Annotated in this window: 17 protein-coding genes and 1 pseudogene; 12 read left to right on the top strand and 6 right to left on the bottom strand. The window is 66.1% G+C overall.

Annotation, left to right across the window (positions count from 1 at the left end):
* Window positions 1-44: 44 nt before the first annotated feature.
* The 4 genes from ACFY5D_RS12630 to ACFY5D_RS12645 all read left to right on the top strand — a co-directional run bounded on the left by ACFY5D_RS12630 (window position 45) and on the right by ACFY5D_RS12645 (window position 4082).
* The gene (locus tag ACFY5D_RS12630) at window positions 45-722 is read left to right on the top strand and encodes a DUF1028 domain-containing protein (RefSeq protein WP_387530085.1); all 678 of its coding nucleotides are present in this window, start codon (window positions 45-47) and stop codon (window positions 720-722) included.
* A 291-nt stretch (window positions 723-1013) separates the two neighbouring features.
* A complete protein-coding gene (locus tag ACFY5D_RS12635; RefSeq protein ID WP_387530088.1) occupies window positions 1014-1427 on the top strand; it encodes a RidA family protein in 414 nt (137 codons plus the stop codon).
* Window positions 1420-2649, top strand: coding sequence for a M20 family metallopeptidase (locus ACFY5D_RS12640; RefSeq protein WP_387530091.1), 1230 nt, complete (start codon window positions 1420-1422; stop codon window positions 2647-2649). Before ACFY5D_RS12635 ends, ACFY5D_RS12640 begins: the two co-directional genes overlap by 8 nt.
* Complete coding sequence (locus ACFY5D_RS12645; RefSeq protein WP_387531024.1) at window positions 2646-4082, top strand: aspartate ammonia-lyase; 1437 nt, start codon at window positions 2646-2648, stop codon at window positions 4080-4082. The genes ACFY5D_RS12640 and ACFY5D_RS12645 overlap by 4 nt, the downstream gene beginning before the upstream one ends.
* A gap of 221 nt (window positions 4083-4303) precedes the next feature.
* Here ACFY5D_RS12645 and ACFY5D_RS12650 read toward each other — a convergent pair whose 3' ends face one another.
* From ACFY5D_RS12650 to ACFY5D_RS12660, 3 genes are all read right to left on the bottom strand, one after another.
* Window positions 4304-6910: an exo-alpha-sialidase gene (locus ACFY5D_RS12650; RefSeq protein WP_387530094.1), complete on the bottom strand. Its 2607-nt coding sequence runs from the start codon at window positions 6908-6910 to the stop codon at window positions 4304-4306.
* A gap of 212 nt (window positions 6911-7122) precedes the next feature.
* Window positions 7123-7650, bottom strand: a complete 528-nt coding sequence (locus tag ACFY5D_RS12655; RefSeq protein ID WP_387530097.1) for a MarR family winged helix-turn-helix transcriptional regulator — start codon at window positions 7648-7650, stop codon at window positions 7123-7125.
* Window positions 7651-7700: 50 nt separating this feature from the next.
* Window positions 7701-9416: an AMP-binding protein gene (locus ACFY5D_RS12660; protein ID WP_387530099.1), complete on the bottom strand. Its 1716-nt coding sequence runs from the start codon at window positions 9414-9416 to the stop codon at window positions 7701-7703.
* Window positions 9417-9597: 181 nt separating this feature from the next.
* Between ACFY5D_RS12660 and ACFY5D_RS12665 the strand changes: the two genes are divergently transcribed.
* Window positions 9598-10773: an acyl-CoA dehydrogenase family protein gene (locus ACFY5D_RS12665; RefSeq protein WP_387531026.1), complete on the top strand. Its 1176-nt coding sequence runs from the start codon at window positions 9598-9600 to the stop codon at window positions 10771-10773.
* On the opposite strand, the gene ACFY5D_RS12670 is transcribed toward ACFY5D_RS12665, so the two are convergent.
* The 3 genes from ACFY5D_RS12670 to ACFY5D_RS12680 all read right to left on the bottom strand — a co-directional run bounded on the left by ACFY5D_RS12670 (window position 10770) and on the right by ACFY5D_RS12680 (window position 12865).
* On the bottom strand, window positions 10770-11477 hold the full coding sequence (locus tag ACFY5D_RS12670; protein ID WP_387530102.1) for a peptidyl-tRNA hydrolase: 708 nt from the start codon (window positions 11475-11477) through the stop codon (window positions 10770-10772). The two genes, ACFY5D_RS12665 and ACFY5D_RS12670, sit on opposite strands and share 4 nt — an antisense overlap.
* Window positions 11478-11486: 9 nt before the next feature.
* Window positions 11487-12332 (bottom strand): ammonia-dependent NAD(+) synthetase, encoded by an 846-nt coding sequence (gene nadE / locus ACFY5D_RS12675; protein WP_387530104.1) that lies wholly within the window; start codon window positions 12330-12332, stop codon window positions 11487-11489.
* Between the two features lie 80 nt (window positions 12333-12412).
* Window positions 12413-12865 (bottom strand): MarR family winged helix-turn-helix transcriptional regulator, encoded by a 453-nt coding sequence (locus tag ACFY5D_RS12680; protein WP_387530107.1) that lies wholly within the window; start codon window positions 12863-12865, stop codon window positions 12413-12415.
* A gap of 150 nt (window positions 12866-13015) precedes the next feature.
* Between ACFY5D_RS12680 and pyrE the strand changes: the two genes are divergently transcribed.
* The 7 genes and pseudogenes from pyrE (at window position 13016) to ureG (ending at window position 18513) form a co-directional block, all read left to right on the top strand.
* On the top strand, window positions 13016-13573 hold the full coding sequence (pyrE, locus tag ACFY5D_RS12685; RefSeq protein WP_387530109.1) for an orotate phosphoribosyltransferase: 558 nt from the start codon (window positions 13016-13018) through the stop codon (window positions 13571-13573).
* Window positions 13574-14021: 448 nt separating this feature from the next.
* Window positions 14022-14324 carry an urease subunit gamma gene (locus ACFY5D_RS12690; protein ID WP_387530112.1) on the top strand — a complete coding sequence of 101 codons (303 nt, stop codon included), beginning with the start codon at window positions 14022-14024 and terminating at the stop codon, window positions 14322-14324.
* Window positions 14325-14337: 13 nt separating this feature from the next.
* A pseudogene (locus tag ACFY5D_RS12695) lies at window positions 14338-14640 on the top strand (urease subunit beta); the annotation flags it as partial.
* A 269-nt stretch (window positions 14641-14909) separates the two neighbouring features.
* Window positions 14910-16622, top strand: coding sequence for an urease subunit alpha (gene ureC / locus ACFY5D_RS12700; RefSeq protein WP_387530114.1), 1713 nt, complete (start codon window positions 14910-14912; stop codon window positions 16620-16622).
* A gap of 41 nt (window positions 16623-16663) precedes the next feature.
* Window positions 16664-17137 (top strand): urease accessory protein UreE, encoded by a 474-nt coding sequence (ureE, locus tag ACFY5D_RS12705; protein ID WP_387530117.1) that lies wholly within the window; start codon window positions 16664-16666, stop codon window positions 17135-17137.
* Complete coding sequence (locus ACFY5D_RS12710) at window positions 17118-17822, top strand: urease accessory protein UreF (protein WP_387530120.1); 705 nt, start codon at window positions 17118-17120, stop codon at window positions 17820-17822. Before ureE ends, ACFY5D_RS12710 begins: the two co-directional genes overlap by 20 nt.
* A 79-nt stretch (window positions 17823-17901) precedes the next feature.
* Window positions 17902-18513: an urease accessory protein UreG gene (ureG, locus tag ACFY5D_RS12715; RefSeq protein ID WP_387530123.1), complete on the top strand. Its 612-nt coding sequence runs from the start codon at window positions 17902-17904 to the stop codon at window positions 18511-18513.
* Window positions 18514-18521 lie beyond the last annotated feature (8 nt).

Here is an 18521-nt window from a genome sequence, read left to right on the forward strand (position 1 = left end):
CGCCTGAGCATCCAACCCCTCAACGCCAAGGAGAAGAAACGGAAATGACATTTTCACTTGTCGCCAAAGATCCCCGGACCGGTGCTTTCGGCATGGTTGTCACCTCCTCCAGCCCGGCGGTTGCGGCGCGCTGCGTCCATTTGCGGGCCGGAATCGGCGGGGTCGCTTCCCAGAACGTCACGGACCCCGGCCTCGGTGCCAAGATCCTGGCCGAGCTGGCCTCCGGCGTCGATGCCGTCGAGGCGTTGGCCCGGGTCACCGGCAGCGCCGACCACATCGACTTCCGCCAGCTTTCGGTGGTCGATGCCCGCGGAAACACCGCGACGTTCTCGGGGGCGGGAACCCTGGGAACCCACCGCACCGTGGAACAGGACGGCGCGGTCGCGGCCGGAAACCTGCTCAGCGACGAGCAGGTGCCCCAGGCCATCATGGACGGTTACCAGAACTCCACCGCCGAGTCCTTCGAGCGCCGGCTGCTTGACGGCCTGGCCGCCGGGCAGGCCGCCGGCGGCGAGGAGGGCCCGGTGCACTCGGCCGGCCTGGTGGTGGTGGATCGCCACGACTGGGCGCCCACCGACCTGCGGGTGGACTGGGACGACGAGGACCCCATCGCCGAGCTGGCACGGCTGTGGGAGCGGTGGGCACCCGAAAAGGAGGCCTACCGGACCCGGGCCATCGACCCGGACCTGGCGCCGAGCTACGGGGTTCCCGGGGACCAATAGGCGGCGCCGAACCGGGAAACCGGAATCGCGTGTTCGCGCACGATCAATAGAAACGGGCCCCACCCACCTGAAGGACATCCGGCGGGTGGGGCCCGCCCCATGAGTGGCGGACGGGAACGTCCGGAAGGTGGTTTTTGTGTTTCGCAGTGGTGATGAATGCCGGGTATCGATCCGGGCCGGGCGCAAGGCGTGCGCCAACGGCGGGCAGGCCACGGGGCCGGCGGCGCACCCGGCGTCCCCGCCGGACCCGGCCGGGTCCCGCGGCCCGATGGCCGGAAAGGCGGCAGGAAAATGAAACACACCCGCATCCGGACCTTCAACACGAAGGACACCTACCCCGAGCAGAACCTGGACAACGACCTCTGCCAGGCGGTCGTTGCCGGCGGGGTCGTGTACCTGCGCGGACAGATCGGACAGGACCTGGACACCCGCGAATCGGTGGGCATCGGCGACGTGGAGGCGCAGACCGAAAAGGCCATGGCCAACATCAAGATGCTGCTCGAGGAAGTCGGAGGAACCATGGAGGACATCGTCAAGGTGACCGTCTACCTCATCGACCCGCGCTACCGCGAAACCGTGTACCGGACGATGGGCCGCTGGCTCAAGGGCGTCTTCCCGGTCTCCACCGGCCTGGTCGTCACCGCGCTGGCCCGCCCCGAATGGCTCGTGGAAATCGACGCGACGGCGGTGCTCTCCCATGACTAGCCAGGCCACGGGCACCCCCGTCGGCGAAGCCGCCGCAGCTGCTTCCACGCATCGGGCGCGGATCCTGGACGGCGTCCGGGCAGGCATGGCCGGACTCATCGAGTTGTCGGAATCCATCCACGCACACCCCGAGCTCGGGTGGCAGGAACACCGAGCCGCGGCCTGGACGGCCGAGTACCTTGAATCGGCCGGATTCACCGTCGAACGCGGCTACCTCGGGTTTCCCACCGCCCTGCGTGCCGTTGCGGGCAGCGGCACGCGCCGCATCGGATTTTGCGCCGAATACGATGCGCTCCCCGGCTTGGGCCATGCCTGCGGACACAACCTGATCACGGCCATCTCGTGCGGCGCCGCGGTGGCACTGGCAGGATTCGCCGACGAACTGGACCTGACCATCGAGGTGTACGGGACCCCCGCGGAGGAGGGCGGCGGCGGGAAGATCGAAATGATCAAGAAGGGGGCGTTCGTCGGACTGGGCCTGGCCCTCATGGCGCATCCCGGTCCGGTCGATTCCGCGCAGGCCCGGCCCTTCGCGGTCGGGCACCACAAGGTGTCATACCGGGGCAAGGCGGCGCACGCTGCCGCCTACCCCGAACAGGGCATCAACGCCAACGACGCCTTTGTGGTTGCACAGGTCGCTCTCGGTCTCCTGCGCCAGCAGCTCGGGAGCGGCACGCGGGTCCACGGCATCCAGACCCATGGCGGAGAAGCCCCCAATGCGATCCCGGAACACACGCAGGGGCGTTGGTACGTCCGCGCCGAGACGCTGCAGGAACTGGGCGTCCTGGAAGAGAAAGTCCACAGGTGCTTCCAGGCCGGCGCACTGGCCACCGGTGCCGAGCTCGAATGGGAACCCGAATCCGAGCCCTACTCCGAGTTCCGCACCGACGCCCGCGCGCTTGCACTCTATGTCCGGCATGCCGAATCGCTGGGCCGCCGCTTCGATGCCCCCGCCGAACACGCCACCATGAACAGGGCCTCGACCGACATGGGCAATGTCTCCCAGCTGGTGCCCGCCATCCACCCGTACATCGGCCTGGGCTGCTACCCGGCGTCCAACCACCAGAAGGCCTTTGCCGAGCATTGCGTCGGGGATGCGGCCGCGCGGGCCATTCATGACGGTGCCGCGGCGCTCGCCTTGACGGCCCTTGACTATTTCTCGGCCACCGCCGGGGATGAACCCCACGCCACCACCGAGCAGGGAGCAGAACCATGGAAATGACGGACACCTCGGGTGCCCGGACCCGCACCGAAACCGACTCCCTGGGCTCGGCCCAGGTGCCGTGCTCCGCATACTGGGGGATCAGCACCCTGCGGGCCGTCAACAACTTCCCGCTGAGCGGGCGTCCGATCGGCAGCCTGCGGGAACTGGTGTGGGCCCTGGGTGCCGTCAAGATGGCCGCGGCCCGGGCCAACGAGTCGGCCGGCCTGCTGGACCCGGAGCGCTCGGCCAGGATCCAGGAAGCCGCGCTTGCCGTCATGAACGGGGAGCTGGACGACCAGTTCGTCGTCGACCGGATCCAGGGCGGGGCCGGCACCAGCACCAACATGAATGCCAACGAGGTGATTGCCAACCGCGCACTCGAACTCATGGGCAGGGAACGCGGCGACTACGCCGCCTTGGATCCCATCGACCACGTGAACCGAAGCCAGAGCACGAACGACACCTACCCGACCGCCGTGAAGATCGCCCTGCGGCGTTCACTGGATGTCCTGATCGCCGAGCACTCGCTGCTCATCGACGCCTTCGCGGCGAAGGGCATGGAGTTCTCCGGGATCCTCAAGGTCGGGCGCACCCAGCTCCAGGATGCCGTCCCGATGACCCTGGGGCAGGAGTTCGGGGCCTTTGCCGAAACCCTGCGTGAAGACTCCGCCAGGCTGGCCGAAATGCGCCCCCATCTGGGCGAAGTCAACCTGGGTGCCACCGCGATCGGGACCGGGATCACCGCCCCGCTCCACTATCGCGCAACCGTCGTGGACGAGCTGGCGGACATCACCGGCTTGGACCTGAAGCCGGCTGCAAACATGGTTGAGGCCACGTCGGACACCGGCGTTTTCCTGCTGCTCTCGGGATTGCTCAAGCGTGCGGCAGTGAAGCTTTCCAAGATCTGCAACGACCTTCGGCTGCTCTCCTCCGGGCCGCAGAGCGGGTTCGGCGAGATTGTCCTGCCCGCCCGCCAGGCGGGATCGTCGATCATGCCAGGCAAGGTGAACCCGGTGATTCCCGAGGCCGTCAACCAGGTGGCCTTCCGCATCATCGGGGCCGACATGACGGTCACCATGGCGGTGGAGGCGGGCCAGCTGCAGCTCAACGCCTTTGAACCGGTCATGGTGGATGCCCTGATGGAGTCCACCGAATGGCTGACCCGTGCCTGCAAGATGCTGCGGGAACACTGCGTCACCGGCATCGAAGCCAACGAGGCGTTCTTGCAGCGGACCATGTCCACGTCGCTCTCGGTGGTCACCGGGCTGACGCCGCTGCTGGGTTACGCCAGTTCGGCGGCCCTGGCCAAGGAAGCATTGCTGGGAAGCCGGAGCCTGACCGAGTTGGTGCTGGAGCGGGGGTTGCTCAGCGAAGAGGAACTATCGCTGGCCCTCTCACCCCTGCAGCTGACCGGAACCGTGCCGTTTGGCGCCGGGGCGGCAACGAGTTGACCGGATCACGCGCCGGAGAGCGACCGCCGCACACGGCGTGGACGGCGGGGTCCCCGCGCGGGGGAGTGGCCGACGATGCCGGTTGATTCCTGCGGATTCCGGGCCCAACACCGATCCGGCATTCATGGAGGCGGAACAGGCAGCCGGACGCATGGAGCCAGGTGCCGCAGGAAGTCGGAACTCCTGCGGCACCTGGCTTCGTTTTGCTGCGTGTGTTGTGGCTACCTGACCTTCACGACCAGCGTGGCGGTCTTGGTGGATCCCGCCGCGTTGGCCAGCACCGCGCGGTAGCGGTAGGTGCCGGCGGGCTTGCCGGAAACCTCGACCGTTGCAGTTTGGGCGGCAGGGGTGTTGGCGGCGAGTTTCCGGGTGGCGATCTCCACGCCGTTTTCGAACAGCGTGAAGCTGGTTGCGTTGCTGCCAGAGCGCAGGTCCATGGTGACCTCGTAGTCGCCGTCGGTCGGGCCGTTGGCGCCCCCGTTGTTGTGCGAGAGCACGGCCTTGGCCGGGGCGCTGGTTGCGGTTTCTTCGGGGGCGACCGGGAGCTTGAACTCGCCGAGTGCGGCCGATGCCTCGACGGCGGTGGCGCCGTTGGCGGCGCTGAACGCGATCGAACGCCCGGCCAGCGTGCCCGCGGCCAGGTCGTCGGCCGTGATGGTGTGCTTGACCGTGTAGTCGGCGGACGAGCCCACGGCCAGTTCGCCGGCGATGAGCTCGGCGTCGGAAACGTCGGTCAGCCGGACATTGCCGGCGTTCCTCAGGGTGACCACGTGGGTCACGACGTCGCCGACGGAGGCATAGGAGTCGGCATCGACATCCTGCAGGGACGGGGTTCCGGCCGTTGCCTCGAGCCGGGGTGCGCGTGCCAGCACGTCGACCTCGTCGCCCGTGATGTCGTAGCTGTTGACCACGTCGTAGTTGGCGTTGATGCGGCCGACCGTCCACTTGGTGGTGGGGACGAAGAAGCCGTCGGCCACCTCGGCGGCGGTCACGGTGTGGCGCGGCGTGGAGCAGGTGTAGGAGGTTCCGGCGCCCAGGTTGCCGTAGCGGCAGTTGCCGGCGGGGCTGGCCTCGCCGACGGGCTTGGCGGCGAACGGCGCGAAGTTGCCCTCGGTGGGCACCACCCACTGGTTGATGTTCGAGGCGCTGGTGACCTTGAAGGCGTACGGCAGCAGGTCTCCCGCGGCGTACGGGTTGGCGGCCAGGTCGCGGGCGGTGTCGGTGCGGTTGCCCGAGACCTCGATGCCCGTGACTTCCTTGCCGGCGATGGTGGCGCGCAGGTTGCCCTGGGCGGTGGTGCCGTCGGCCGCGGTGAAGATCGTCTGCAGCAGGTACTTGCCGTTGGCCGTGACGGGAACCTTGACGTCGAGTTCGACGGTGCGGGATTCGCCGGCCGGCAGGTTGGCGATGTCGACGGTGTTGGAGGCGAACTTCTGGCTGGCGGCCAGCGTGAGCGCGCCGTTCAGCGCGGTGTCTTCCTGGTTGGTGATGGTCACCGAGAGCTTGTGCACGGCACCGGCGTCGGCGGCGAAGTCCTTGGAGGATTGCGGCGCGCAGACGTAGTTCAGCCATTCTTCGTCGAAGGATGCGAACGGCATGGAGTCGGTGTAGTTGCCCTCGTAGAGCACGCCGAACTTGCCGTCGGCCAGGGCCGTGGACGAGGAGTAGGCGGAGAAGCCGTGGCGGATGGTGCGCAGGCCGGGCCAGCTGGCGCCGTCGTCGCAGGAGACGCGGGCCGAGACGTTTTCGCGTCCGGTCTGCGAGTTGGCGCCGGTGTAGAGCAGCTTCTTGGCGTCCTTGCTGCCGGCCGCGGCACCCGGGACCAACTGGGTGATGTGGGCGTTGTTGGTGGGATCGGGCAGGTTCATGTCCTGCTTGACCTCCGAGTAGCTTTCGCCGCCGTTGCTGGAGATGGCGACCTTGCGGTAGCCGCCGTTGCCCGAATCGCGGGAGTTGAGCATGACGCGTCCGTCGGAGAGTTCCACGACCTTGTTCTCGTCCATGGCGCTGCCGGTGAACTGGCCGCGCTGCCACGTGGCCCCGTGGTCATCCGAGTACACGGAGTAGGACTGGTAGGTGCGCGAGCCGTTGGCCAGCTGCACGTCGCCCGTGTATTGCTGGATGAGTCGGCCCGCGTGGGCGCCGCGGGTGAGCTGGATGCCCTGGCCCGAGGTGGCGAACATGCTGCGCACGGCGCCGACGGTGGGCGTGGAGCCGGAGCCCGGCTTCGCGACGTCGGTGATCAGCCGCGGTTCGCTCCAGGCGAGGCCGCCGTCGGTCGATTCGACGACCGCGGCGCTGATGACCTGGCGGTTGGCGTCGTCGTTGCCCCAGGCGCTGCCGTGGAAGCCCTGGTCCTTCGAGTAGACGAAGAAGTTGAAGACCTTGCCGGACTCGGCATCGACCACGTAGCTGGGGTCGGAGTAGCCGTACTTGGGCCCGCTGGCGTCGGCGATGTGGCCCGCGGCGATGGTGGTCATCGGGCCCCAGGTCTTGCCGTTGTCGGTGCTGCGACGCTGCACGATGGTGTTGGGGTTCGGGGCATCGCCGGCGCCGCCGGGACGCGCGTCCCAGGACGACAGCACCACGCCGTCGCCCAGGTGGGCGAGTGCGGGGATGCGGTAGAACCAATTGTTTGCGGTGCGATCGGCGGCGAGGTTCTGCTCGGCGAAGCTTCCCGGGGCGGCCGTGGGGTCGGCGCCGGGGATGGCCGTCGAGGCAAACGCCGCGCCGGCGGTCGACACCGGGACGATCAGGCTGAGCGCGGCCAGCGAGCCGAGCCAGGCGGCCTTCCGGGACGCGCGCGAACGATGGGTGGAATGTGTCATGGTGTGCGGATTCCTTTCACACAGAATCATCTTGGGGCTGATTCGATCAGGACATACGACATGGGATGTCCTATGTAAAAGTATGTGAGCACCATCACGGAAGGTGGTGGATGTGGTGTTTCTCGGCGCGTCGAATTGCGTCGCTGAGTTGTGTGGATGCGGGTCTGGGCCGCGGCGTGGAAGCGGAATGGGGGCGTCTGCGGCTGCAGGGACTAGGCCTCGGCGGTTTCCCCGGGCTGGCCGAAGTCGCCCGCGTCGCGGCGGAACTTCGCGAAGATGCGGATCAGCGTTCCGATGTCCCGGTCCGAGAATCCGGAGTCGGCAAAGACGCGGCCGTTGAGTTCCTCGGTGGCCGCGGCGGCCAGCTCCCGGCCCTTGTCCGACAGGGCGATCAGCGTGGTGCGCTTGTCGGTGGGGTGCTTGGTGCGGGCCACGAGCCCGGCGCTTTCCAGCCGGTCCACCGCGTTGGTCACCGACGTCGCATGGACCTGGAGCAATGCGCTGGCCTTGTTCATGGCCAGCGAGCCGTCCCTGGCAAAGCTCAGCAGGGCCAATAGCTCGTAGCGGGCGAACGTCAGCCCGAAGGGCCTGAGCACCACTTCGGCGCGCTGCAGGATGATCTGTTGCGTGCGCATCAGCGCGGTGATCGCCGCCATGGGTTCTGCGACGTCGCCCCACCCGCGACGTTCCCAGTTGAGCTGGGCGTCCAGGATGGGGTCGCGCGGTAACGGCTGGCTCATGTTCCCTCCGGGGTGAAAGTGTTGCCCAAGTTTATCGAAACAGATTGCGGCTAGGACTTTAGTGACGGGAAGTCGCTTTCGTCGTACTCGATCCCCGGGAAGTCTTCCGGTGAGTCGGCCCCGTGCCGCGCTTCCTCGCTGCGACGCAATTCCACGCGGCGGATCTTGCCGGAAATCGTCTTGGGAAGCTGCGCAAACTCGAGCCGGCGGATCCGTTTGAACGGCGCCAGGTGTTCCCTGCAGTGGCGCAGGATGCTTTCGGCCAGGTCGGCGGACGGTTCGTAGCCCTCGGCCGTCACCACGAAGGCCTTGGGCACCGAGAGCTTCAATGGATCCGGGGACGGGACGACCGCCGCCTCGGCCACCGCCGGGTGCTGGATGAGCACCGATTCCAGCTCGAACGGGCTCAGCCGGTAGTCGCTGGACTTGAAGACGTCGTCCCCGCGGCCCACGTAGGTGATGATTCCCTGTTCGTCCTTTTCCGCCATGTCGCCGGTGTGATAGTAACCGCCCCTGAAGGCGTCGGCGGTCTTTTCCGGGTCGCCGTAGTAGGACTTCAGGAGTCCCAGCGGGCGCGGATCCAGGCGCAGGCATATTTCGCCTTCGTTCCCTTCCTCGCCGGTGTTCGCGTCCACCAGGACCACGTCGTAGCCGGGCATCGGCCTGCCCATGGCGCCGATCTTGATGGGCAGGCCGGGCGGGTTGGCCGTCTGGACGGTGGACTCGGTCTGGCCGAACCCGTCGCGGATCGTCTGCCCCCAGGCGCGGTGGACCTGGTCGATGACCTCTGAGTTCAGCGGCTCTCCCGCCGAAACCAGCTTGGCGGGCGGGTTCTTCAGGGCGGTCAGGTCGGCCTGGATGAGCATTCGCCACACGGTGGGAGGGGCGCAGAAGCTGGTGACGGACTCGGCATCCATCTGGGCCATGAGTGCCCTGGCATCGAAGCGGTCGTAGTTGTAGAGGAAGACCGTTGCCTCGGCGATCCACGGGGCGAAGAAGTTGCTCCAGGCATGCTTGGCCCATCCCGGGGAGGCGACATTGAGGTGCACGTCGCCGGGTTCCAGCCCGATCCAGAACATGGTGCTCAGGTGCCCGACCGGGTAGGAGGTGTGGGTGTGCTCGACGAGCTTGGCCTTTGAGGTGGTCCCTGAGGTGAAGTACAGCAGCAGGGTTTCGTCGGCCAGTGTGGGTGCCCCGGGGGTGAACTCGACGGCCGCCCGGTGGCTGTCGGGGAAGTTGAACCCGGCTTCCGGGGCGCCCCCGTCGACGTGCACGATCCGGAAGTCGCCCGCGACGTCGTCGAATTTCGCCGCATCCGATGCCCCGGCAAAGACCCAGCGGGCGTCTCCGCGGTCGACCCGGTCCTGCAGGTCCGATCGGGCCATCTGCGTGGTGGTGGGAATCATGACCATGCCCAGCTTGATTCCGGCCAGCATGATTTCCCACAGCTCCACGCGGTTTCCGAGCATGACGATGATTTTCTCGCCGCGGGCCATGCCGATCGACCGCATCCAGTTGGCGAGCTGGTTCGAACGCGCGGAGAGTTCGGCCCAGGTCCGCCGCGTTGAGCTTCCGTCTTTTTCGACGATGACGAGTGCGTTGGTGTCGGCCCGTGCCGGATCGGCGGCGACCGCATCAAACCAGTCGAGGCCGAAGTTGAACTCGGTGAAACTGGGCCAACGGAATTCCGTGCGGGCCTGCTCGTAGTTGGTGCGCAACCCAAGTAGCTGGTCGCGTGCGGCGCGGAAGTCTTCGGTAATTGTCATTGCTGCCTTTCGCACGGAAAGCAATTAGTAGGAAGCCCTAGTGATTCACGTCACTCGCAAATATACTTGGATATCCAAGCGTTTGGAAGGGCGCCTCGGCAACCTCCGAACAGGACACAAACAAGGGAGTCCCACCGTGCCTTTGAGCGTTGAACACGGCCATGACGTAGGCGGCATCGACATGATCCGCACCCGCCCGTTGCCCTACCCCGAGGCGGACCTGATGCGCACCTGGCAACTGCTGGGGGAGTCCGAGCGCGAACGGCTCGAGGGAATCCGCGCCTTTCTCCAGAACAGGGTGCGCCCGGAAAGCGTCGGATATTGGAACCGCGAGGAATTCCCGCACCACCTGTTGCCGGAAATGGCCGCCTTCGGGCTCGGCGGCATCCAGACCGACGGAAGCAGCGACCTGTTCAAGGGCCTGGTCTACGTCGAGGCGGCACGCGCGGACGTCTCGCTCTCGGCGCTGGTTGGCATCCACAACGAACTGATCGTCGGCATGATCAACGATTTCGGGTCGGAGGCGCAGAAGGCAAGGTGGCTTCCCAAGCTCGCGAATTTCACGGCACTTGGCGCTTTTGCGCTCACCGAGCCCGGCCACGGCTCGGACGTCGCCGGTGGGCTGTCAACCACTGCAACCCGTGAGGGCGGGGAATGGGTGATCAGCGGTTCCAAGCGGTGGATCGGGTCGGGCACCATCGCCGACTTCGCGCTGGTCTGGGCGCGGGATACCGCGGACGGCCAGATCAAGGCATTCATCGTCGAATCGGACCGCCCGGGTTTTTCCGCAACCAAGATCGGCAACAAGATCGGCCTGCGCATCATGCAGAACGCCGACATTGAATTGGATTCCGTCCGCGTGCCTGAGGCCAACAGGCTCCCCGGTGCAACAAGCTTTGCCAAGGCAAACGAGCTGCTGATGCATTCACGGGCATGGGTTGGCTGGCAGGCCGCCGGTGTCCAACTGGGAATCTTCGATATCGCCAGGGATTATGCGCTGGCACGCGAGCAGTTCGGCCGGCAAATCGCCGAGTTCCAGCTGGTGCAGCTGCCGCTGGCGGAAATCCTGGGCAATGCCATGGCCAGCCTTTCCCTGATGGTGGACGTGGCCCGCCTGCAGGACAATGGCCAGCTGGAGATGGTCCAAGCTGCGATGGCCAAGTCGACCACCACCAGGCTGGCTCGGGAATCGGCGGCCAGGGGCCGCGCGCTGCTGGGCGGCAACGGGGTCACCAGCGATCACGAAATGGCCAAGCTGTTCGGCGACGTCGAAATCCTCTACACCTATGAGGGGACCTACGAAATCAACTCATTGATCGTCGGCAGGGCCGTGACCGGGGTTTCCGCCTTCGTCTAGCCGATCTTCACGAATGCCGTGGCCGATCCGGGATCGATCTCGGTTCGGCCCGCATCGTGGATCACCGGGCCCTTTGCCTCGCGGGCCTGGCGCCGGAATTCCGTTGCGCCCAGGCGCTCGACCGACAAGCGGCAGCCGTCGCCACGCCACCGGTCGACGTCGCGCGGTTCTCCCTCCAGCACCCAGGCGAAAAGTGCATGGGCGGCCTGGGCCGCGGCCTTTCCGGTGCTCATGCCCAGCGAATCATTGAGGGCGATCCGCACGCTGGTTGGTTCGCCGGTGCCGCCCGCAGGGAGCATCGTCCCCGAAACCTGCAGCTTGGCCAGGCGCTTTGGCAATGAATCCGCCTGCATCGGGGCAAAGCCCATGGCCTTGGCGTCCCCGATCTCGGCCAATGCATGGTCGGGGAATTCGCCGGCGACCTTCGCGAACATCTTGGCGTCCGCCCGGCGGACGCTCTTGGCAAATGCCCCCTGGGCCCAGGGCTTCCAGTACGGGTGGCGTGGATTCGCAAGCAGCGCTCCGACCGAGGCAAGTGCGGCAACCGCGATTCCACGGTCTTCGGCGCACGGATCCTCACGATCCACCAACAGGATGATCGGCTGAACCAGTTCCCCGGTCGGAACGGGATAAACCGGTTCCGGCGTTTGCCCGGTTTCGTCCGGCGAAGTCGCGGGAGCCACTGCGTTTTCCAAGTTTTCCACGCATCTAGCCTAGGCGTGATTCGAGACGGCCTGGACCTTCCACCACGAATCGAAGATGGTGACGGGCGTGGTTCGCTTGTGCCGCGAACGCATGAACTTGCCTTCCAGGTTCCTGGCGGCGTCCTCCGGGATTTCGCGGCCCTCAAGGTAGTCGTCGATGTCCTTGTAAGTGATGCCCAGCTCGTCCTCGTCGGTGCGCAGCGGCCGCCCGTCGAGCAGGTCCGCCGTAGGAACCTTTTCCCACAGCTGTCGCGGAGATCCGAGGTGGCGCAGCAGTTCGCGGTTCTGGCGCTTGTTCAGCCCAAAGAGCGGGAGGATGTCTGCCCCGCCGTCGCCGAATTTCGTGAAGAACCCGGTGACGGATTCGGCCCCGTGGTCGGTCCCGATCACCAGCAGGTTCTCTTCCCCGGCCAATGCGTACTGGGCAATCATGCGCATGCGCGCCTTGATGTTGCCCTTGTTGAAATCCGAAATCGGCGCGCCCGTCGCGGCAAGGAACGCATCCTCGAGCCCCTCGACACCGGCCTGCACGTTCAGCGTGCGCTCGAAGTCCGCGGCCACGAAATCCATGGCGGCCTGCGCGTCGGCTTCATCGAGTTGCTTGCCGTAGGGCAGTCGCGCGGCAACGAACTTGGCGCTTTCGCCCGAGGCGCGCAGCTCTTCGACGGCAAGCTGGGCCAGGCGCCCGGCGAGCGTTGAATCCAGTCCGCCGGAAATGCCCAGGACAAAACCCTTGGTGCCGGTGGCAAGCAGGTATTCCTTGAGGAAATCGATGCGGGCACGCACCTCTGCCGCCGGGTCGATTTCGGGCTTGACGCCCATTTCCTGGATGATCAGGGCCTGTAATTCGCGCATTCACCTAGCCTAGCGTGTCTGGTTTCGGGTGCGGCAGAACTATCGGCAACACGGCCCAATCGGATTCGGGAAGCCGTTTTTCAGGCGTCGGCCGGGGGATTGTTCGGGTCCCAGCCGAGGTTTGTTGCCATCCGCTGCAGGGAGCGCACGGTGGTTGCGTAGTCTTCGGCGCTGATGCCGGCGCTTGATTCCTCGCGCATCCCGTCGACGATCTCCGTCAGGCGATCCAGGGACACCGCGCCGCGCTCGGTCAACGCAAAGGTGTGGCCCTGTTCGGAAACCCAGCCGGATTCCACCAGCTCGGCCAGGTGCTCCGAGGGGCTCGTGGGTTCGTCTTCGGCCTGGGCCTCCCCGAAGAACGGGGAAAGCGCCGCGGTGAGTTCCCCGCCGGTGGCGGGGCCCCGGGACAGCACGTTGAGCAATTGCCATTGTCGGCGCGTGACGCCATGCTCGTCGAGGGAGTCGGCGAACTGCTCAGAAATGAGCGAGTCAACCAATTTGAGCCAGTAACCCAAGGGACGAAGATCGTTCATGAGCTCAGCCTAGCCCCGCAACCGCTCGCCTGTCTGTAGCCAGTTTCCGGATCGGTGTCCGGCTCCCGAAGAATCGGGTGACGTGCCCCGACGCGGTGTGCGGCCGCGGCAGGATGCAAGCACCTGCACCCGCAAACTAGAATTGAAGCCATGACCAACACTGCCGCTCGCGCCCGCTTGCTTGAACTCGTTAAGGAACTCGCCGTAGTACACGGCAAGGTGATCCTGTCCTCCGGCAAGGAAGCCGACTACTACATTGACCTTCGCCGCATCACGCTGCACCACGAGGCCGCACCGCTGGTGGGCTCCGTCATGCTGGAAATGCTCGACGAAGCAGGCATCGAATTCACCAATGCCGGCGGCCTGACCATGGGCGCCGACCCGGTGGGCACCGCTCTGATGCACGCCGCGGGCCAGGCCGGCCGCGCCATCGACGCGTTCGTGGTCCGCAAGGCACAGAAGTCCTACGGCATGGGCCGCCAGGTCGAGGGCCCGGAGGTAACCGGGCGCAACGTCGTGGTCCTCGAAGACACCTCGACCACGGGCGGCTCGGCGCTGACCGCCGTCGAAGGCGTGCGCAAGGCCGGCGGCAACGTCGTTGCCGTTGCAGTGATCGTCGACCGCGACACCGGATCCAAGGAACGCATCGAAGAAGAGGCCGGCGTGCCGTACCTCTACATCTTCGGCAAGGAAGAACTGGGCCTCTAAGGCCTGCGCCCCGGCGCATTCGGACAAGGCCGACATGGGCCACCCGGCGCGGGACCCCGGAGCGGTCGGACTCATTGAGTCCGACCGCTCCGGGGTCCTTTCCTTTTTGGGAGGCAGCCGCGCAGGTGGTGCTGGAGGGGCGCCGCGGATCCCGCTGCGATTGCCCGGAAGTTTTGACGAACACCTGGCCACGGAATCGTTCCGGCCACGCCGCCTGCAATTGTCGAACGGTTGGTGGAAACCGTCGGTGCGCGCCCATTGCGTTTCCCCGTGCCAGCGCGGAAATTGTGGGCCATTTGAAACCTGACAATGCGCGGATTGATTGGTTGACTGTTGGAGCTTTTCCTCTGCTATCCTTGCCCTATCCACGGACCTCCCGGCCTTCAGTGACCGGTTGTAGATAACGGGTGGTGCACTATTCAATAACTGTGTAGACCAGGAGCCCTCGATGCATTTGACCCCGCGTGAGCACGAAAAACTCATGGTGGTTGTCGCCGCGGATCTCGCGCGCAGGCGCCAGGCCCGCGGACTGCTGCTCAACCACCCTGAAGCGGTGGCAATCATTACCTTCGAACTCATCGAGGGAGCTCGCGACGGACGTACCGTCGCGGAACTGATGAGCTTCGGCACGACCGTCCTCACCCGGGAACAGGTCATGGAAGGCGTCCCCGACATGGTCCCCGACATCCAGGTGGAAGCAACCTTCCCGGATGGAACGAAACTCGTCACGGTCCACAACCCCATTCGTTAACGAGGAGAGAAAAATGAAACCGGGAGAATACATCCTGCGTGACGAGCCCGTTGTCTGCAACGGTGAGCTTGAAACCCGAATTCTCAACCTCGTGAACCATGGCGACCGACCCGTCCAGGTTGGCTCGCACTACCACTTTGCCGAAGTCAACACCGATCTGGACCTGGATCGCGTCGCGGCACGAGGATTCCGACTGGACATCCCCGCCGGCACGGCGGTGCGATTCGAGCCCGGCGACGCACGCACGGTCCACCTCGTGGAGTTCGCCGGCCGACGCCATGTCTACGGATTCCAGAACCGGGTCAACGGCCCGCTGGGCGAAACCATTCCAGTGGTGGAGACCGAAGCCATCGGCGGAACCGCCGGCATCAACCCGGTGACGGAGTCCGACTTGGTGGACGACTACGACATCGACCTGCCGAACCTCGGCGGTGAAAGCGTCGGGTTCCACACCGAATTCGGCGTGGACCCGGTCGACGAATCGCTTCCACCGCATCCCGCCGACGTCAACAAGGCGGCGGCCGAGGCCGCAGAGCAGGCCGATGACGAAACCACGAACGACAACCCGGAAGCGGAGGACGCCAAGTGAGCTTCGAACTGAGCCGCAAGCACTATGCGGAAATGTACGGGCCCACCACCGGCGACGCCATTCGCCTGGCCGACACCGACCTCTTCCTGGAAATCGAGCACGACCACACCAACTACGGCGACGAGGTCGTCTTCGGCGGCGGCAAGGTCATCCGCGACGGCATGGGCCAAAACGGCCAGCTCACCCGCGACCAGGACATCCCCGACACGGTGATCACCAACGTGGTCGTGCTGGACTACACCGGCATCTACAAGGCCGACGTCGCCCTGCGCGACGGCCACATCTTCCGCATCGGCAAGGCCGGCAACCCGGACATCACCGACGGGGTGAACATCACCATCGGCGCCGCCACGGACATCATCGCCGGCGAACACAAGATCCTCACGGCCGGCGCCATCGACACGCACGTGCACTTCGTGAGCCCGGACCAGATCCCCGTGGCACTGGCCTCCGGCGTCACCACCATGATCGGCGGCGGCGCCGGCCCCTCGGACGCGTCCAAGGCCACCACCGTGACGCCCGGCCCCTGGCACATTTCCCGGATGCTGCAGGCAGTGGAGAACCTGCCCATCAACATCGGATTCCTCGGCAAGGGCCACGCCAGCTCGCGTGGACCGCTCGCCGAGCAGATCCGCGCCGGCGCGATCGGCCTGAAGATCCACGAGGACTGGGGAGCAACCCATTCCTCGATCGACGAGTCGCTGAAGATCGCCGACGAGTTCGACATCCAGATCGCCATCCACTCGGACACGCTGAACGAATGCGGCTTCGTGGAGGACACCATCCAGGCCATCGGCGGCCGGGTCATCCACACCTTCCACACCGAGGGCGCAGGCGGCGGCCACGCGCCGGACATCATCCGCCTCGCTGCCCTGCCCAACGTGCTCCCGGCCTCCACCAACCCCACCCTGCCGTACACGGTCAACACCGTGGACGAGCACCTGGACATGCTCATGGTGGCCCACCACCTCAACGCCGACATCCCCGAAGACGTCGCGTTCGCCGACTCGCGCATCCGCGCCGAGACCATCGCGGCGGAGGACGTCCTGCATGACATGGGCGTGTTCTCCATGACCTCTTCCGACTCGCAGGCCATGGGCCGCGTCGGCGAGACGGTGCTGCGCACCTGGCAGGTCGCGGACTCCATGAAGCGCCAGCGCGGCAAGCTGCCGGAAGACCCGGAAATCGGGGACAACTTCCGCCTGAAGCGCTACATCTCCAAGTACACGATCAACCCGGCGATCGCCCACGGCATCGCGGACTCCGTCGGAAGCATCGAGGAAGGCAAGTTCGCCGACCTGGTGCTCTGGGACCCCGCCTTCTTCGGCGTGAAGCCGGAAATGGTGATCAAGGGCGGACTGATCGTCCAATCGATCATGGGTGACGCGAACGCGTCCATCCCCACCCCGCAGCCGCGCACCCTGCGCACCAACTTCGGCGCCCTGGGCACCGCGGTGCATTCCTCCTCCATCACCTTCCTGTCACAGGCCGCCATCGAGGAGGGCGTCCCCGAGCGGCTGCGCCTTCGCAAGGTGATCCGTCCGGTGCACGGGATCCGCTCGCTCACCAAGGCCGACCTGAAGTTCAACGGCGAAACCCCGGACATCCAGGTTGACCCGCAGACCTACAAGGTCATGGTCGACGGGGTCCACGCAACCTGCGAGCCCTCGACCGTGCTGCCCATGGCACAGCGCTACTTCCTCTTCTAACCACTTCCTCTTCCAAACCCTGCATTTCCACAAGGAGTTCAATGATCATCGAACAGATCGTCGGCAACAAGCGCGACATCCCTGTTCAGGAGCTGGAGAAGCTCCACGAGGAAAAAGTGGTGCTCCCGAGCTCGGCCCTGGTCAAGCGCATCCAGCGCGTCACCACCGACCACGGCCGCGAGCTGGGCATCCGCCTGGCGCCCGGGCCGGACCTGCGCGACGGGGACATCCTGTTGCGCAACGAGAAGGAAATCATCACGATCTCGGTGCTGCCCACCGACGTCTTGGTGATCGCCCCGACCAGCATCTTCGAGATGGGACAGGTGGCCCACGCGCTGGGCAACCGGCACCTTCAGGCCCAGTTCTTCGACGCAAGCTCGGACTATGCCGCCGAGGTCATGGTGGTGCAGTACGACCACACCGTCGAGGACTACCTGTTGCACCACGGCACGCCCCACCAGCGCCAAGAGCGTGTGATGCCGGTGCCGTTCCGCCATGCCGAACACACCCACTAGGACCCCGGCCGCGGGCCACCTGCTCACGCTGATGCAGCTGACCGACTCGGCGCTGCCGACCGGTGCCTTCAGCCACTCGATGGGGCTCGAAAGCTACCTCTCGACGCGCCAGGTGCACGACGAGGCCAGCTTCACCCGCTGGCTGGAGAAGTTCCTGGCCCAGTCGCTCTGCTACACCGACGGGCTGGCCGTGCGCCTGGCCTACGAGGCGGCGGACGGTGCGGCCGTGCGCCGCGTGGACCAGCTGGTGCACGCCGCCGCGGTGCCCCGGCAGATCCGCGAGGCCGGGGTCAAGATGGGCGCCCGCATGCTGCACGTGGCCACCAGCGTGTTCCCCACCGAGGACATCGAGGACTACCGGGACCAGGTGGCGGCCGGGCTGTGCTCCGGGCACCCCGGCATCGCCTTCGCGCTCTGCGCGCGGGGGGCCGGCGCGCCCTGCGCCGACACCATAGCCGGGTACCTCTTTTCCACCATCACCTCGATGACGCAAAACGCGATTCGCGGCATCCCGATCGGGCAGGACGCGGGCCAGCGGGTGCTGCGGGCCATGCACGCCCCGGTGCTGGACGCCGTGGAAACGATCTTCGGCCTCGGCGAGGAAGACCTGGGCGCCGCGGCCCCCGGCCTGGAAATCGCGCAGATGCGCCACGAACACCTACGCGCCCGCATGTTCATGTCCTGACCTTCGCCCCTCGGCGGAAAACCGGACAGCAACGCGGCGCATCGACACACGACACCGACACTCGACACAAGGAGTCAACATGGAACCCATCTGCATCGGAATCGGCGGCCCCGTGGGCGCCGGCAAGACCCAGCTCATCGAGCGCATCACCCGCCGCCTGGACGGGGAGATCTCGATGGCAGCGATCACCAACGACATCTACACGATCGAGGACGCCAAGATCCTGGCGGCCAACGGGGTGCTGCCGCTGGACCGCATCGTCGGCATCGAGACCGGCGGCTGCCCGCACACCGCCATCCGCGAGGACACCTCGATGAACTCCGCGGCGATCGAGGAGCTCAAGGCCAAGCACCCGGACCTGCAGATCATCTTCGTCGAATCCGGCGGAGACAACCTCTCCGCCACGTTCTCCCCGGAACTCGTTGACTTCTCCGTGTACATCATCGACGTGGCCCAGGGGGAGAAGATCCCGCGCAAGGCCGGCCAGGGCATGATCAAGTCGGACCTGTTCATCATCAACAAGACCGACCTGGCGCCCTACGTGGGCGCCGACCTGTCGGTCATGGAGCGGGACTCCAAGGAATTCCGCGGGGACCGCCCGTTCTGCTTCACGAACCTCAAGACGGACGAGGGTCTGGACCAGGTCATCGACTGGCTCAAGCATGAGGTGCTCATGCTTGACCTGGGCTAGGGAAAACC

The sequence above is a fragment of the Paeniglutamicibacter sp. NPDC012692 genome (assembly GCF_042901625.1).
Classification (GTDB): domain Bacteria; phylum Actinomycetota; class Actinomycetes; order Actinomycetales; family Micrococcaceae; genus Paeniglutamicibacter.